Source organism: Halosegnis sp. (assembly GCF_042216475.1).
GTDB lineage: Archaea > Halobacteriota > Halobacteria > Halobacteriales > Haloarculaceae > Halosegnis.
Genome location: NZ_JBDGTV010000013.1, coordinates 1 through 15,429, shown reverse-complemented (window position 1 = coordinate 15,429; position 15,429 = coordinate 1). Strand labels below are relative to the sequence as shown.

Annotated in this window: 14 protein-coding genes; 9 read left to right on the top strand and 5 right to left on the bottom strand. The window is 66.5% G+C overall.

The genetic code is table 11. The features are described from left to right. Positions 1-11: 11 nt before the first annotated feature. Complete coding sequence (locus ABEJ63_RS08640; RefSeq protein ID WP_375795961.1) at positions 12-1,730, bottom strand: helix-hairpin-helix domain-containing protein; 1,719 nt, start codon at positions 1,728-1,730, stop codon at positions 12-14. Between the two features lie 594 nt (positions 1,731-2,324). Between ABEJ63_RS08640 and ABEJ63_RS08635 the strand changes: the two genes are divergently transcribed. The 5 genes from ABEJ63_RS08635 to ABEJ63_RS08615 all read left to right on the top strand — a co-directional run bounded on the left by ABEJ63_RS08635 (position 2,325) and on the right by ABEJ63_RS08615 (position 6,463). After that, positions 2,325-3,269: a sodium:calcium antiporter gene (locus ABEJ63_RS08635; RefSeq protein ID WP_375795960.1), complete on the top strand. Its 945-nt coding sequence runs from the start codon at positions 2,325-2,327 to the stop codon at positions 3,267-3,269. Between the two features lie 91 nt (positions 3,270-3,360). Next, positions 3,361-3,756, top strand: coding sequence for a DUF2267 domain-containing protein (locus tag ABEJ63_RS08630; RefSeq protein WP_375795959.1), 396 nt, complete (start codon positions 3,361-3,363; stop codon positions 3,754-3,756). A gap of 99 nt (positions 3,757-3,855) precedes the next feature. Next, positions 3,856-4,026: a hypothetical protein gene (locus tag ABEJ63_RS08625; RefSeq protein ID WP_375795958.1), complete on the top strand. Its 171-nt coding sequence runs from the start codon at positions 3,856-3,858 to the stop codon at positions 4,024-4,026. Between the two features lie 101 nt (positions 4,027-4,127). Next, positions 4,128-5,882: a bacterio-opsin activator domain-containing protein gene (locus tag ABEJ63_RS08620; protein WP_375795957.1), complete on the top strand. Its 1,755-nt coding sequence runs from the start codon at positions 4,128-4,130 to the stop codon at positions 5,880-5,882. Positions 5,883-6,040: 158 nt separating this feature from the next. Further along, positions 6,041-6,463 carry a CBS domain-containing protein gene (locus ABEJ63_RS08615; protein ID WP_375795956.1) on the top strand — a complete coding sequence of 141 codons (423 nt, stop codon included), beginning with the start codon at positions 6,041-6,043 and terminating at the stop codon, positions 6,461-6,463. Positions 6,464-6,546: 83 nt separating this feature from the next. On the opposite strand, the gene ABEJ63_RS08610 is transcribed toward ABEJ63_RS08615, so the two are convergent. The 3 genes from ABEJ63_RS08610 to ABEJ63_RS08600 all read right to left on the bottom strand — a co-directional run bounded on the left by ABEJ63_RS08610 (position 6,547) and on the right by ABEJ63_RS08600 (position 9,060). Next, entirely contained in the window at positions 6,547-6,966 is a 420-nt protein-coding gene (locus ABEJ63_RS08610; RefSeq protein WP_375795955.1) for a universal stress protein, read from the bottom strand. A 99-nt stretch (positions 6,967-7,065) separates the two neighbouring features. Continuing rightward, positions 7,066-7,926 carry a universal stress protein gene (locus ABEJ63_RS08605; RefSeq protein WP_375795954.1) on the bottom strand — a complete coding sequence of 287 codons (861 nt, stop codon included), beginning with the start codon at positions 7,924-7,926 and terminating at the stop codon, positions 7,066-7,068. A gap of 624 nt (positions 7,927-8,550) precedes the next feature. Next, a complete protein-coding gene (locus tag ABEJ63_RS08600; RefSeq protein ID WP_375795953.1) occupies positions 8,551-9,060 on the bottom strand; it encodes an Lrp/AsnC family transcriptional regulator in 510 nt (169 codons plus the stop codon). A 250-nt stretch (positions 9,061-9,310) separates the two neighbouring features. Here ABEJ63_RS08600 and ABEJ63_RS08595 point away from each other — a divergent pair, with 250 nt between their 5' ends. The 4 genes from ABEJ63_RS08595 to ABEJ63_RS08580 all read left to right on the top strand — a co-directional run bounded on the left by ABEJ63_RS08595 (position 9,311) and on the right by ABEJ63_RS08580 (position 13,680). Then, positions 9,311-10,324 (top strand): PAS domain-containing sensor histidine kinase, encoded by a 1,014-nt coding sequence (locus ABEJ63_RS08595; protein ID WP_375795952.1) that lies wholly within the window; start codon positions 9,311-9,313, stop codon positions 10,322-10,324. A 169-nt stretch (positions 10,325-10,493) separates the two neighbouring features. Then, entirely contained in the window at positions 10,494-11,426 is a 933-nt protein-coding gene (locus ABEJ63_RS08590) for an EamA family transporter (protein WP_375795951.1), read from the top strand. A gap of 448 nt (positions 11,427-11,874) precedes the next feature. Continuing rightward, positions 11,875-12,348: a redoxin domain-containing protein gene (locus ABEJ63_RS08585; RefSeq protein WP_375795950.1), complete on the top strand. Its 474-nt coding sequence runs from the start codon at positions 11,875-11,877 to the stop codon at positions 12,346-12,348. 813 nt (positions 12,349-13,161) lie between these two features. Next, entirely contained in the window at positions 13,162-13,680 is a 519-nt protein-coding gene (locus ABEJ63_RS08580; RefSeq protein WP_375795949.1) for a phosphate-starvation-inducible PsiE family protein, read from the top strand. 455 nt (positions 13,681-14,135) lie between these two features. Here the strand turns inward: ABEJ63_RS08580 and ABEJ63_RS08575 are convergent, their stop codons facing one another. Further along, a complete protein-coding gene (locus tag ABEJ63_RS08575) occupies positions 14,136-14,999 on the bottom strand; it encodes a hypothetical protein (protein ID WP_375795948.1) in 864 nt (287 codons plus the stop codon). Between the last annotated feature and the right edge of the window lie 430 nt (positions 15,000-15,429).

The following is a 15,429-nucleotide window of genomic DNA, read 5'->3' as shown; positions in this document are numbered from 1 at the left end:
GTTTCCGGTTGTTACTCTCGCTCCAGCCGGGCGCGGAGCCCAGCCGCCCCGCGGGTGGTACAGACGTCCTCGGGCGTACACCAGCCACGCCGGGCTTGTGCGACGCCCAGCGGCAGGTGCTCGAGCTCGGCCGGGGTTCGGGCGGCCGTCGAGACGACGTAGTCGACCTCGTCGCGGTACTGCTTGATGCTGTACCAGTCGAGGTCGAGCCGCTCCGGCCGGGCGTTGACCTCCAGCGCGACGTCTTCGGAGCGGGCCACCCGCGTGACCCGCGCGAGGTCGAGGGCAATCGGGTCCCGGCCCTGGATGCGGCGGTGCAGCGGGTGGGCAATCACGTCGACAGGGTACGAGTCAAGGACCGAGCAGAGCCGTTCCGTCGGGTTCGCCGGCCGGTCGTGCATGCCGACCGTGAGGAGGTCGACGCGCTCGGCCCACTCGTCGGGGACGCCGAGCCCGTCGGCGGTGACCTGCGCCTCGACGCTGTGGAAGACCGCGATACCGAGGTCGTCGTCGACCGCGTCGACGGTCGCAGCCTGCTCGGCGAACGCCTCCACGTCGAGCCCGTCGGCGTCGGGGACCGTCGGGCCGTGGTCGGCGATACAGACGTACTCGTGGCCCAGGACTGCGGCTCGCTCGGCCATCTCGCGGACGGAGGCGGTACCGTCGCCGTAGTCGGTCCGTACGTGAAGGTCACCGCAGACGTCCGTGGGTTCCACCAGCGTGGGCAGGTCGCCGGCGGCAGCGGCGGCCACCTCGCCGGTGTGCTCGCGCAGGGCCGGCGGTGGGTAGGAGAGCCCCAACGTCTCGTAGATTCCCCGTTCGGTCTCGCCGGCCAGCCGCGTGCCGGCTCGCCGGCCCGACGCCTGGGTCGCCGAGGTGTCGAAGAGGCCGTACTCGTTGAGCTTCCAGTCGCGCTCGAGGGCCCGCTCGCGCAACGCGACGTTGTGGTCGACAGCGCCAGTGAAGTAGACCGTGGCCGCGCCGAAGGCAGCGTCCTCGACCACCCGCAGGTCGACACGCAGCCCGTCCGGCAGGACGACGGACGACTTGGTCGGCCCTCGCGCCAACACCGCCTCAACGCTGGTCTGCGTGCAGAACGTCTCCATGGCTTGTTCGGGATCACCGGCAGTCGCGAGCAGGTCAACGTCGCCGACCGTCGGGCGGCGCCGCCGGACCGACCCGACGAGCCGTACACGGTCGAACGAGTCGGCGGCGGCAAGCTTGTCGCGAAGCTCGGTGGCGCGCTCGAGCACCGGCCCGAGCAGCCTCCGGTCGGCCCCCTCCGTGGCTACGTCGACCTGCTCGAGGATGGTCGCCTGCGTCTGTTCGCCGAATCCCTCGAGCGCGGCTATCTCGCCGGCCCGCGCCGCCTGCTCGAGGTCGGCAAGGTCCTCGATACCGAGCTGTTCGTACAGCCGCTTGACCGACTTCGGGCCGATTCCCTCGACCTGCTGGAGCCGCTCCACGTCGACGGGGTACTCCGCCTTCAGCGTCGTGTAGTACCCCATCTCGCCGGTGGTGAGGAACTCGCCGATCTTCTCGGCGATTGACTCGCCGACCCCCTCGAGGTCCCTGAGTTCTCCCCGGTCGTAGACGTCCTCGACGTCTTCGCTGAGAGCGTCGATGCGCCGGGCCGCCGTCCGGTAGGCTCGCGGCTTGTACTCGACGCCCTCCATCTCGAGGATGTCGGCGATCTCACGCAGGCGTTCGCTGAGTGCCGCGTTGCGCATCAGGAGACCGACCGCAGGCTCGCGAAGAAAAACACGGGGCTCAGATACTCATCGCGGCGGCCGGTCGGCGGACGAACCCGGCGAGATGCCACTCGGGCAGCGCGTGGAGGCCGGTGATACGGAATTCGACCGGGATGCCGTCGGGAGCCTCCCACCGGCACCCGCGCTCGGATAGTGGCTGGCTCGCCGGCTCAGGTCGCCAGGCCTGGCCGGGTGCCGGCCTCAGGGACCTCGACGTCCGATCGGCCGAGGAACATGGTGTAAGACTCGCGGGAGTCTCCCCGGCAGCCCAGGGCTTTATGACTCACACTGCGGAAGTGGCCGGGTCGCGACCGGATAGTGCGCCGCTATAATCACTCCCCGGGCGGGGCTACCCCACTCGAGAGGGTCCGACCGTCGACGATGCCGCTCAGCCGCGGGTTGGACGGGCGTTTTAGTGGACACCGGCGCAACCGTCGACCACGGGCGGCGACTGCCCGTCGTGACCCCCCATGAGACGCCACGCCGGACGCGCACGGAGCGGTCGGACCGTCCCGCCGGACGCGGCCGGGTTGCCCACTCGGGTCCCGGCCGGTTGGAACAGATACCCGCGACGTGGGCCACGCGGGGCCGCTGGCACAGATGTTCGGTGAATCAGTCCGGGTCGTGCTCGGGCTGGCCGTGCTGCTGTACGGCGGCGAGAAGACCGTGGAGGCGGCCGTCGCAATCGCACGGCAGGTCGGACTCCCCACGCTGCTCGTCGGCGGGACGCTCGTCGCGGTCGGGAGTTCGGTTCCGGAGATTGCGACGGCCGTCTACGCCGGCCTCTACGGTGCGGGTGACTTCGTCGTCGGCCACATCATCGGATCGGCCACCTCACAGATCACGCTCGGAATCGGCGTCGTCGCGCTGCTGTCGCCGCTGCGTCTCGAGCGACACGAGGTAGGCGTCTACGGCGCCGGGATGATCATCGCGATGGGGCTGATGGCCCTCGCGGTCAGATCCGGTCGGATCAGCAGGCTCGAGGGCAGCGGGCTCGTGCTCGCGTATCTCGGCTTCCTTGCGGTGCGACTCCACGGTGACGAGAGTGCCGCCGCCGTCGAGCGGGTCCGGGACGCGGACCACCCGCTGCCTCGGGCGGTCGCCTGGATACTCGTCGGATTCGCGCTCGTCGCCGTCGGGGGGCATCTCCTCGTCGTCAACAGCCGGGCGCTGGCCGTCGCGCTCGGTGTCCCATCATACGTGCTCGGGCTCGTGACCGGCCTCGGAACGACGCTACCCGAGATTGTCATTGCCGCCCTCGCCGTCCACCGCAACCAGGGTGACATCGCCGTCGGGACGCTGTTCGGGAGTAACATCACGGATCCGCTGTTCTCCATCGGCGTCGGGGCCGTCCTCGGCGGGTTCACTATCGAGCACGCCGCCGCGGCGACCGCCTCCGGCGGCTACATGATTGCCGTCTCGACGCTCGTGGTCGCGCTGTTTTATCTCACCGGCGGGGTCAGCAGACGGGCGGCGCTGGGCTGTATCGCCCTCTACGTCCCGACCTACCTGCTGTGAAGCACGTTGGCCGCCCTTTTAGGCCCGTCCGCCGCGTAACCGCCCCGCTGCGACCGGCTCAGCCGGATGAAACGATCAGCACACGACTCCCATGAACTACGATGCGTTCCTCGGCAAGGTACAGCACCGCCTGGAACTCCCCGACGAAGGCCACGCGGCGAAGATGACCCGCGTCGTCTTAGAAACGCTCGGGGAGCGACTCGGCGAGGGTGAAGCCTCGGACCTCGCGGCCCCCCTTCCGATGGAGATCGACCGATTCCTGACCGAGTCGCCCAGCGGCCAGCAGTTCTCCTACCAGGAGTTCATCGACCGCATCTCCCAGCGGGCGGACGTCGAGGAGGCCGACGCACACTTCACGGCCCAGGCCATCCTCGCGCTGGTCGCGGAGTGTGCGAGCGGCGGCGAAATTGACCAGGCCAGAGACCAGCTTCCGGCGGATTACGAGGAGCTGTTTGCGTTCGTCGACCAGGAGGCCACGCCGTGGTGACGGGCTCGCCGGAGCCCGGCGGGCGGGACGCCGGTCCGGCTCGGGGGGCGCCGTCGGGTTAGGCCCGGTGTTCTCCCCGCCGGCCCTGGTAGCGACGGTATGGAGATTGGCTGTTTCGTCGCCCACGAACAGTCCCCACCCGGCCGTCTGCTCGAGCACGCGGCTGCCGCGGAACGGGCCGGCTTCGACCACGTGGAGGTTCTCTCGACGAGCCCCGACCAGCGACGGTTCATCGACCCGATGGCGGCGGTGACCGCGGCGACCGAGTGAGTCGACTCCGCGGGCGTCGTCGGCCGTCATGGCCGGATACTACAGTAGCCCATTTTTATATAGAGCAGTTGAGAACTTCCACACACGTGGAGTGACAGTGTATGAGCGACAGCGCTGCCGGCGAACGCGGCGGCGAGACGAGCAGCGACCGGCCGCTCGTGCTCGTCGTCGACGACGACAGAGCCATCGCAGACACCTACACGACCTGGCTCCGCGGCCGCTTCGACACCGTCACGGCCTACGGCGGCCCCGAGGCGCTGGAGCGCGTCTCTACGGACGTCAGTGCGGTGTTGCTCGACCGTCGGATGCCGACGATGCCGGGCGACGCGGTACTCGCCCGGATGCGCGAGCGGGGGCTGGACTGTCCGGTGGCGATGCTCACCGCGGCGAGACCGAGCGGTCGACTCGCTGACCGCCAGTTCGACGAGTATCTCAGGAAGCCGGCCGCGAAGGCCGACGTACTCAGCGTCGCCGAGACGCTACTCGCGGAGGGCCGACGGGCGGCGACGGCCGCGGAGGCTGCCACCGCCGAGTCGACCACGCACTCGGCCGACCCACGGGACGCCGACGGGGGGCGTCCCGCCACGGTCGGTGCGACGACGGGAGACGCCGGGGCGGCGACCGCGCTGCCGGCGTGTAGGCGGGCGCCCTCTGAGCTTGAGCGGCTCCGGTCGGTGAACGACCTGTTCCGCTCGGTGAGTCGGGCGGTCGTCAACATCGACTGCACGGAGGCGCTCGCCGAGTCGGTGGCGGAGCTCCTGACCCAGCGACTCCCGTACGAACGGGCCCTCGTCGGCGAGTACATAACGGCATTCGACGAGTTGTTTCCGATGGCGGTCACGACCGGCACCGTGCCCGACCGCGTCTCCTGTGAGCCGGATGGCCCCATCCGGGGCGCCCTCGACGGGGAGGCCGTCCGGCTCGTCGACCCGTCGCCGTACGCTCGCGGTCACGCGGTCGCCCGGCTCACGAGGCGACTCACCGGAGCCGACTCGGCCCGGACGGCGCTGGTCGTACCCATCGACCACCGCGAGACCGTCCGGGGCGTCGTGCTCGCCTGGGGCGACGCCGAGCCCGCGCTCAGTCCCCGCGAGCGGTCGGCCCTGCTGGAGGTGGGCAGGCTCGTGGGCAACGCGTTCGACTCGCTGCAGTCACAGCAGCTCATCGACGACGACAGCGTAATCGAGCTCGAGCTCCGCGTCACCGACCCGACCGATATCCTCGTCGACGTGTCGATGCGCCACGGCGCACGGGTCGAACTGGACGGCGTCCACCGCAGTTCCGGCGAGGGGGTCGTCTGTTATCTGACCGTGACGGCGGCGCCGGCCGACGGCGTGATGCGTCACCTCGCCGATTCGGAGGGCGTCGCCGGCGCTCGCGTCATCGAAGAGCGCGGTGATACCCTGCTCGTCGAGTGTCGCATACACGCCGACGCCATCGCCGTACACCTCCTCGAAACCAGCGGCAACGTCACGGAGATGGTCGCCGAGGACGGCGAGGGACGGGTCACCGTCGAGTTCGCGTCGGCCGTCGACCTCAGGAACGTCCTCGAGTCCGTCCGGGCGGCGTTCCCCGACGTCGACCTCGTGCGCAAGCGCAACGTCGCCCGCGCGTACGAATCCGTGAACAGCTTCCGCACCGCGCTGGAGGCGAGGCTCACCGAGCGACAGGATACGGTCCTCACCGCCGCCGACGCCGGCTACTTCGACTGGCCGCGCAAGAGCACCGCCGAGGAGGTCGCTGAGGACCTCGGCATGGCGCCTCCGACGATGCACGAGCACCTCCGGGAGGCGGAGCGGAAGCTGGTGGAGGTGTACGGCAACGAGACGACCAACGGCGACGCCCCCGGCGTGTGATGGCGGCAGGTTCGCTCCGACCGCCGAGCGGGTCGGGTCGACCCATCCGAGGCCACGAGCCGGCCGCCACCCGCGGTGTCACGCGGCCGGTTGGGGCAGGAGGCCGGCGATTAGGACGCCGGTTTATTCGGTCACACCTGGAAGGTTCCGGTGAAACGATGCCGGTGAAACACCTCGCCGTCGACCCGGTAACGGAACCTCCCGACGCGGACGCCCACGACGTAGCCGAAACGCTCGCCGAGGAAGACGTCGGCAGCGTCGTCATCGAGGAGGGGAACAGACCCGTCGGAATCATCACCGACCGCGACATTACACTCGCGGTCGCCGAGGACGGTGACCTCTCCGACACCCGGGCGGCAGACATCATGTCGGAGGATCCCGTGACGATCAGCGGCGACGCACCCGACGTCGAACTCCCCGACCGGATGGCCGAGGCAACCGTCCGTCGGCTCCCGGTCGTCGACGACGACGGCACCCTCGAGGGAATCGTCACCCTCGACGACGTCGTCGCAACGGCGGGCGAGGAACTGGAGGCCATTGCGACGGTCATCGAGGCCCAGTCGCCGGAGTACTCCCCCTGACCAGATCGGCCTCGCGGTCGAACGCCCCCGCACTCGTCCGACGCGTTCCGTCGGAACGTCCAGCGACGGACCGCCGGCCAGGCTCAGGCGGCCTCAAGGGTCAACACGGGGGCGTCGGTCAGCCGAATCGTCCGCTCCGTCGTGCTCCCCAGGACGACCCGCTCGATACCGCTCCGGCCGTGGGTGCCCATAACGACGAGGTCGATGTCGTGGTCGTCGACGTACTCGTCGATGGTCGCCGCAGGGCCACCCGTGGCCACCGTCGTCTCGACGGGGACCGCATCGAACGCCTCGGCCGCCTCGGCGAGTAGCTCTTCGGCACCTTTCCGGGCGCCTTCGACGACGTGGCTCGGAATGGTGCCGGCGTAGCCGAGCTGGACCAGCTCGACAGCGTGGAGCAGGTGGACCGTTGCGTCGTGTTCGCCCGCGAGCGAGCGTGCGTGCTCGAGGGCCGCGTCGCTCGGCGCACTCCGGTCGACGGGCACCAGAATCGAATCGTACATCGACCGACAGCGACGGTCGCCTCGGGTTTCAATCGAGGTCCTAACCGCCGGTACCGCGGCCGTCTCGGGGTGCGTGTCCGTGATGGCAGCTGCTCGGGCTCACTGGACCACAAGCACCGGCACGTCGACTGTCCGGAGGACGCGGTCCGTGACGCTGCCGAGCGACTGGCTCGCGAGGTCTGATTCCCCCTCGGAGGCCATAACGACGAGGTCGACGTCCTGCTCGGTCGTGTAGCTCCTGATCGTCTCGTGTGGTCGCCCGCGCGTGACAGTTCGGTCGATAGATAGGTCGGTGTCGTCAATCCGCTCTGCGAGCCGGTCGACTGCCCCGCGGGCGTCACGCTCCAGATTATCGATGAACGACTCCGTTACTCCGCCGGCATCGAACACGCCTGCCTCGGCCTGTACGTCGACGACAGAGAGCAGGTGGAGTGTGGCCCCGAACCGCCGGGCGACGCTCGCACCGTAGGGGGCTGCTCGCTCGGCGTGGTCGCTGCCGTCCGTCGTCAGGAGAATGTCATCGTACCGACCGACGGGCTGGTCCCGGGCCGTCCCGGGCACGGTCACCACGGGCGAGTCCGTCCGGCGCAACACACGGTCGGTGACTGTTCCGAGGAGACGCTCTCGGACACCGCTCCGGCCATGCTGGCCCATCACTACGAGGCTGCTGTCACACTCGGCGGCCCGCTCGGCGATGCGGTGTGTCGGCCGGCCGGTCTCCAGCCGTGTCGTGACCGCCTCCTCAGCAAGGCTAGCGCGGTCGGTGGCGTCGGCCAGCACCTCTCGGCCCCGCCGCTCACGGGCCTCGGCGCCGAGGCTGCCAGGAATCCGGGAACGGTCCGGCTGGACGTGTACCAGCTCGAGAGGGGCCCCGTAGCGGTCTGCGAATGCACTGCCGACGGCGACTGCTCGCTCTGCCGTATCACTTCCGTCGACCGGGACGAGCACCGTTTCAAACATCCTCAAATGCGACCTACAGTAGCATCGGATATGAAACAGGGTCGTGGGCTCGGGCGGTGACGTCCTCCCCGCCGTTCACAGCGGGACTTCACACAGAGGGCATGCCACCCGAACGGCACCGGCTCGGCGCCTAAATTCTGTGGGCTCTGCATGCGGCGTCGACTTGCAATTTAGCAACGGCCGTACGCGTGATGGGAGTCAGACCGGCTGGTCGCCCGTCGGTCGTTGTCTGTATTGGAACCGGTGGACGGCGAAAGGGGGTCCGCCCGGCCACCCGGGGGATGAGGGGGAAGGGAGAGGTGGGGGAACTCGGACGGCCACGGAGGCCGACGACACTCGCGAGCAGCCCGGCGAGGCGGCCAGAACACGGTGGTGGGGGGCAGCCACCGTGCCTGCGGCTCGTCGCGTGTCGTGCCCCGCATGAACACTTTGGTAACAATGGCTCGATAAAAGTAACGATTCGTTTGTTTTATAATAAAAGCACGAGGTGCGCATCAAGCCCGCGCAGATCTAACTGCTGGTATGCGCAAAGACGCTCTTCACGATACCGGGGCGTACCGGTTAGGATCGAGCCTCCGACAGTCTCTGGACAGCAGACAACAGGTCTGTGTCTCGGCCCGAATTTTAGTCCTGGTCTGGATCCGACCCTGACGACGACCCCGCCGCATCAGTCGAGGACGCAAATCCGCCGAACGGCGTGGTCTCGTGACTCCGGACGAGCACCTCGTCGGCCACCGTCAACCCCATGTCGAGCAGCTCCTGAGCAACAGGTGTGATGTCGCTGTCGGATTCGCCGACGGCCGTCACGAGGAGGTTCTGCTCGCCGGTTACCAGCTCCTGGACAGAGACGACCCCGTCGATAGCCAGGATTTCGGGAATCCGGTCGCCCCGCTCGGGGATGGGTGCCGTGCAAAACAGAAGCATCCGCAATGGGTAGCCCGCCTTCGCGTAGTCGACACTGGCGCTGTATCCCTTGATGACGCCGGCCGCTTCCAGCCGCTGGATACGCTTGCGGACGGTGCTGTCGGAGGTACCGGTCCGCTCGGCGATATCACTCGAAGAGGTGGTTCGCGCGTCGGCCTGAAGTGCGTACAGAATCGCCGTGTCCACCGCGTCGATATCGGGCTCGGCCATACCTGTGTTCCTCGGCAAGGCCACTTCAGGGTACCGTGGCAGTCGGGCGGATTGACGTACACTGCCTGTGGCCATCCAAGCCCAGATTGCCCTGTCGGCGGCAGTCAGATAATGAGGCGGGACCTCATTCGCTGGCCGCTCCGACGGCGGCACTGACGAAGATGGGTCGCGACGAGGTTCGCTGTCCTACTCACGTAGCGTGTGTACTATACGTCAGCCCGCAGTTGGCCTGAAGCGTGGTGGACCAAGTGTGACCGCGGGGTCGTCGCCGGAACTCGACCCCGAGTTCTTTGTGAAGATGGTCGAGACGGTCGGGGTAGGGGTCGGTATCTACGATCAGGATGGTGTGTACATCTATGTGAACCAGTCATATGCCGACCTATTCGGTGTCACGCCAACTGCGCTCGTCGGTACGCCGCTGTGGGAGGTCGTCCCAGCGATGGAGTCGGAGAGGTTCGACCGCTACTGGGCCTCGTTCCACGACGGCGAGACGCGGACCGCTGAGACAGTCCACACGTGGAACGACAAGGAGGTCCCGGTCGCGACGGTCACCACCAGACAGTCGATCGACGGGCAACCCTACCACTTCGGGACTATCAAGGATATTACCGAGCGGCGAACCCGCGAGCGCAAGATCAAACAGCAGAACGAGCGGCTCACCAACTTCGCGAGCGTCGTCTCACACGACCTGCGGAACCCGCTGAACGTCGCGCACGGGTATCTCGACATCTTAGAGGAGGACGTCGACCGCGATGAACTGCGGCTCGTGGCCAACGCGCTCGACCGGATGGACACGCTCATCACGGAGTTGCTGGAGCTCGCCCAAAGCGATACGGCCGACGCCGAGATGACCCTCGTAGCACTCCAAGCCGTCGCCAAGCAGGCCTGGCAGAACGTGACGACCCCTGAGGCCGAGCTGCACCTCCCCGAGACGAACCCCCGGATCGTGGCCGACGAATCGCGGCTCCAGCAGCTGTTCGAGAACCTGTTTCGGAATGCCGTCGACCACGCCGGCCCGGCTGTCGACGTGCGTGTCGAGACGACCTCCGACGGGTTCGCCGTCACTGATGATGGCCCGGGTATCCCGGCCGGCGAGCGTGATCGTGTCTTCGAGACCGGCTACACGACCGCTACGGACGGGACGGGGTTCGGGTTGAGCATCGTCAACCAGATTGTGACAGAGCACAACTGGGCCATACAGATTGGGGATGCTCCCGACGGGGGAGCCCGCATCGAGATTACGGACGTCAAATTCGTCACGTAGCTGTCGCCCGATCAGACGGGTCGCCGACTGTCGCTGATAAGACTCACACAGATGGAGCCCCGAAGACTTGGACTCCACGCCGGACAGCTGTGTGCCTGCCCTCGCACACTGGTTAGGCCGTCCGTCGCGCTGGGGAACTACTTTAGCCTGGCCGGTGTCACGGCGCGGCATGGGTATCGACCCCAGCGCCGTGTTAGCGCTGACAGCGGCGTTGGCGTTTGCCCTGTACACCGTTGTCGTGGAGAAAGGACTGACCGCGGTCGACGATGCCGGCGACGCCTCGCCCGCACTCGCGGCTGCCTTCTATTTCACCGTCGTCGCGTGTGTCGTGTTCTGGGCGCTGGCAGGCGCCCGCGGGCTCAACTGGTCGGCATTCTCGCTGGAAACGGTGTGGCCGTTCGTCATCGCGGGTGTCGCCTACCCCGCGCTGTTCCGCTTTCTCTACTACGAGAGTATCGACCGCGTCGGCGCCGCTGTTTCGTCGGCGATTATGGGCGCGTATCCGGCGGTGTCTGCCCTCGCAGCTGTCGCGGCGCTCGGCGAGGTACTTCCCTCGGCTGCGGGCATCGGCATCGCGCTTATTGTCGGTGGCGTCGGCCTGCTCCAGCTGACACAGACCACCGACGATGGTGCCGGGAGAGACGTCGTCCGCCAAAAGCTGGCGGCCGCGAGTCCCCTCGATTTCCTGTTTCCAGTGTGTACGATGTTGCTCACGGGAAGCGCGTTTGTTCTCATCAAGTTCGGCCTCGACAGCTGGCCGGGCGACCCCGTCACGGCGACGGCACTCACGCAGACGCCGGCACTGGTCATCTTCGGTGCGTGGGCGCTGACGCCAGCAGGCCGCCGCCAACTCCGCGTCCCCCGCGCCGCCCTTTACGCGTTCTTGGCCGCGAGCGCCTGCAACATCGTCGGCTGGCTGGGGCAATTCTACGCGCTCAACCTTGGGACGGTCGTCACTGTTGTCCCTCTCCTAAACACGATTCCGCTGCTCGTGCTTGCCTTCTCGTACATCGCCGCCCGCCAGCTCCCACGGTCGCCGCGAGTCATCGGCGCTGTCCTCGCCATCATTGTCGGCGTCACGCTCGTCCGGGTACCGGTCTGACGGGAACGTTTCCTCTATTGGCGCCACATGACAATCATCCTCACGAAAGGAGTCAGACGGCTGAGCCCGTGTGAGAATATCGATTCCGCGGTCACGCTGCTGTGGGGTAGATTAGCAGGCGGAATCGTCCCGTGTCCCGTCGGTCCAACGCGGGACATTGCTGGGTACATGTCTGCGGCACTACGCTAGTGCTCTGGTAAGGGTTGCTTCCGGTGATGATCACTTCGCCATGCGATACAGACGACATAGAGGGGGTTCCAGTGGCGGTGTGGTACCGCACCCATTATCGGATCGGTCGGGACGTATATGTGGACGCTGACCGCCACAATATGTATTGACGCGGAGTGGATGGTCAGCTCACAAGGCTTTGTATGTCGGTCAGCGCCGGAGGTGCCTGTCGGCTTGTGTCACGGAACGTTTAGGTTTGCTACCTTCCTCTGCCCAAGTAATGGTTTCTACCAACGAGGCGGCACCACAGTTCACGGCGACCTACCGCGGCAGTGACCACGAGACGTTCGATCTTGCCGAGCATCTCGGCGACGGACCCACGGTGCTGGCGTTCTTCCCTGGGGCGTTCACGCCGCCCTGTTCGAACGAGATGGTTGCACTCCAGGAACGGCTCGACGACTTCGAGGCAGCGGGGGCCACGCTATTCGGGGTAAGCGCCGACTCGGCGTTCACGCTGGGGGCGTTTGCCGACGAGTACGACCTCGAGTTCGACCTCGTGAGCGACATGGCCGGCGATGCCATCGAGGCGTACGGACTCTCGCTGGATCTCCCGGACCTGGGGCTGTACGGGGTTGCGAACCGCGCTGTGTTCGTCCTCGACGAGGACAGGACCGTCACCTACAGCTGGGTGGCCGACGACCCGACGAACGAGCCCGACTACGCCGACCTGCTCACGGCCGTCGAAGCGGTCTGAAGACCGACCTGTCGGTCCCTGCTCGTCTCGCGGAAATGAGGGGTGGGGCGACAGCCCAGCACCCGTCCGCGACGGCCCTCTGCGTCGCACACGCACTCGGCCAGCCAGGGGTTGACCGTCCTGCGTTCTCAAGCCGCAACGTTAGCCACGTCGAGGCGGGCACAGTCGTCAGTGACAGCGAAACGCGCCACTGTGAACCTCGGCTCAACACAACCTGTACAGTTGCAGCAGCAACCTGACGCGTAGCGTCGAGCGAGTCGCCTCGCGTGGGCGGTCAACAACGACCGATAGGAGTGCTGAGCCCGCCGACCTCCGCACCGACTCTCTAGATATGTGGGGATGCGGGTTTTCATCGCGACCCGACAACACACACTCGCCCTTGGCTTACCATGGAGGGCCCAGGGCAGTCCCGTGTGTGCACCCACACTCCCTGTCCCGGTGCATACACTCTTGTCGGTTCGGGCGGCGTGCCGCGTCCACCTCGGTGAGAATTGTGACCTGCTCCAGCGCGGCCAGTCAGCTACCCACGCCCGAACGATGGGCATCAGTGCTGTGACTGCTGTGATATGTGGTCGTTCGCGGACATCGTCCAGCCTCGTTACCATCCAATTGCGGTCGTCCTGAAGTGGACACCAGACAGCGAGCCGTGCGCGCCTCGCGACACCTGGCAGGGAGTGGTTGGGGCGCCCCCGTGGGGCAGGCGGTCTGCATCGGCGAGCCCAACTGGGCGGGCAACCGTATATGAGGCCCCCGGGTGTACACGCGGGCAATGAGAGACTCACGGACGTTGGGCGCATCTGAAGGTTCGCGAGCATGAGCGGTGACGAGTCGGCGGCACAGACGGACCCTGCCGATCCCGTCGAGCAGGGACACCCGGAGAAACTCTCGGACCGCTACTCGGCGATCATGGGTCGGTTTGTCCACGGCGTGGAACTTGCAGCCGCGACCGTCTTCGCGCTCCTGTTTGCAATCGGTGTTATCGACCTGACGCTGCAGATTCTGGACGCCGTCCAGTCGGGCAACATCACTGACCCGCTGGTGGTCATCGGCTTCATCGACACCGGACTGCTCCTGTTGATTATCGTCGAGGTGTACCAGACGGTGCTCGCGTACGTCGAAGAGAATGACACTCGCCGAATCGTCCGGCTGGTCATCTACACGGGCGTCATCGCGATGGTTCGGAAGGCGATTATCTTCCGGACCGGTGAGTACGCCACCCTCCAGGATGCCCTCTTCGCGGCCGGCTCTTACGCAATCATCATGTTTGCGTTGGTCGCGCTACTCCTCGCAGAAGTGTACGGCGGCGATGCCCCGTTGTTGACTAACAACTAACCGCGCCGACACCGCCCGTCACAACGTGCTGCACGCAAGAGGGCGGCAGCGAAACGCAGGTTCTGTGCCATCTGCCGTCACGTGAACGCGGCGAGTGCCCGTGCGACGGGGGGCCAGGATCGCAGTCCAATCGAGGTCAACCAGGCTGTTCGCACCCACGCTTCCCACAGTCTCGGCCTGGTTGGACTGCTGACTATGCCACGGGCCGGGCCTACTCTCCGCGACCGTGTTTGGCGTCCCCATGGCGGTGTGGCTACGGGGACGCCGAGAGAACTCAGTTGAGTCGGGGAATCGTGTGGGGTTGTGTTCAGCAGTCGGCATGTCGGCACAGGTTTCGACGATGTCCAGTCACCGACTGCCCGTCTGGATACTGCTTCGGTACCGCGGCGGACAGGTCGGCATTACGTGGGTGGCGACGCTACGGGTGCAGACGACGCACAAACGGGCTGGGCTCGTCAGAGTACGCCAAGAATGAAGCCAATACCCATTCCGACAAGCACGGCACTGGAAACGATGGGGAGGTAGTGAGTATACCGCTTGACCCGCTCCTCGAAGTGCTCGTAGCCGGCGATGAGCAGCATCGTCAGCCCGACGATGCCGGCGATGACGGTCAGCGCGTAGGCGGCCATCAACTCGAGACAATACGTCGAGCCGGCACACAACGCGATGATTTCGAACTCTTCCTCGTGTGCGAACCCCAGCAGGAACGCGAACCAGGCGATACCCCACAAGCCCCGGTCGGGCGCCTCTCCGAGGGTACCGTGGTCGTGGGACTGGTCTCCGACGAACGGGACAGCTCGTTTCAATCGGCGCCACAGGCCGTTATTGTCGGCTCCGTGGGTGCCATGCTCGTGGACAGGTTGGTTCTCATCGACCCCGGTGAACTGAACACCGTCGCTGTGCGCATGGTCGTGTCCGTGGGGGCCGTGGTCGTGCGCGTCGCCGTGAGTGTGGGTGTGTCCGTGATTGTGAGCGTGCCCGTGCCGGTACTCCCGGATGCCAAGCAGGGTGAGCAAGACGCCAGCGACAAGACTGACTGGTCCACCGATGACGATGGGCCCGCTTAACTGGATAGGATCGTTGACCTGGGTGAGGTTGAAGAACGATTTTGCGTAAAAGAAGACAGCGACCATGGCGATGCTGCTGACGAGGTGCCCGATGCCCAAGATGACACTCGCGGCGATCCCGAACACCCACGCGTTCGCCTGGTCGAGCGCGTAGGAGGCCGCGACCGGCCAGCCGTGCCCTGGCTCGATACCATGTACGGCGCCCAGAGCGACTGCGCCAACGAAGAGACCGAGCGCATCGCCGTGTACCATTGTCGCTGAGTCCGCCGTGCCCCGGAATAATGCTTGTTAATGCGTACCCCTCTGCCCGTCCACTGGGGGAGCCGGACAACATCGATTCAGCCTGTCGTGAAGAGCCGGTGTCTCCGATTCACTCATCATGTCTGCAGCGCGTGACTGTCTGGCATCCCCTGGGCTCCATGGGGACCGGCTCCAGAATGTTGGTCTCTGGCTCTGGTCTGCGCGGATCACTCAGGCGATCAGATAGAACAGGTGTGGGACCCGCCCTGATACAATCGAGGGCCTGCGCTCGGGGGAATCAGGCACCGAGCCCGACTAAGCGGCTCGTTCCCTGGAGTCTGGGATATCTGGCAGTGTGCACAGGCACGACCCTCAACTCGGTTGATGTGACACATATCGAGCGGACGCCCACCCGTTCACGGGTGGATTAGAGCGACGGCAC

What these genes read in the sequence shown, in the direction of transcription:
- ABEJ63_RS08630 (WP_375795959.1), top strand. Translation starts at nt 3,361, where the DNA reads ATGAACTACGATGCGTTCCTCGGCAAGGTACAGCACCGCCTGGAACTC.
- ABEJ63_RS08600 (WP_375795953.1), bottom strand. Translation starts at nt 9,060, where the DNA reads ATGGCCGAGCCCGATATCGACGCGGTGGACACGGCGATTCTGTACGCA.
- ABEJ63_RS08580 (WP_375795949.1), top strand. Translation starts at nt 13,162, where the DNA reads ATGAGCGGTGACGAGTCGGCGGCACAGACGGACCCTGCCGATCCCGTC.
- ABEJ63_RS08605 (WP_375795954.1), bottom strand. Translation starts at nt 7,926, where the DNA reads ATGTTTGAAACGGTGCTCGTCCCGGTCGACGGAAGTGATACGGCAGAG.
- ABEJ63_RS08590 (WP_375795951.1), top strand. Translation starts at nt 10,494, where the DNA reads ATGGGTATCGACCCCAGCGCCGTGTTAGCGCTGACAGCGGCGTTGGCG.
- ABEJ63_RS08615 (WP_375795956.1), top strand. Translation starts at nt 6,041, where the DNA reads ATGCCGGTGAAACACCTCGCCGTCGACCCGGTAACGGAACCTCCCGAC.
- ABEJ63_RS08585 (WP_375795950.1), top strand. Translation starts at nt 11,875, where the DNA reads ATGGTTTCTACCAACGAGGCGGCACCACAGTTCACGGCGACCTACCGC.
- ABEJ63_RS08620 (WP_375795957.1), top strand. Translation starts at nt 4,128, where the DNA reads ATGAGCGACAGCGCTGCCGGCGAACGCGGCGGCGAGACGAGCAGCGAC.
- ABEJ63_RS08610 (WP_375795955.1), bottom strand. Translation starts at nt 6,966, where the DNA reads ATGTACGATTCGATTCTGGTGCCCGTCGACCGGAGTGCGCCGAGCGAC.
- ABEJ63_RS08640 (WP_375795961.1), bottom strand. Translation starts at nt 1,730, where the DNA reads ATGCGCAACGCGGCACTCAGCGAACGCCTGCGTGAGATCGCCGACATC.
- ABEJ63_RS08575 (WP_375795948.1), bottom strand. Translation starts at nt 14,999, where the DNA reads ATGGTACACGGCGATGCGCTCGGTCTCTTCGTTGGCGCAGTCGCTCTG.
- ABEJ63_RS08625 (WP_375795958.1), top strand. Translation starts at nt 3,856, where the DNA reads ATGGAGATTGGCTGTTTCGTCGCCCACGAACAGTCCCCACCCGGCCGT.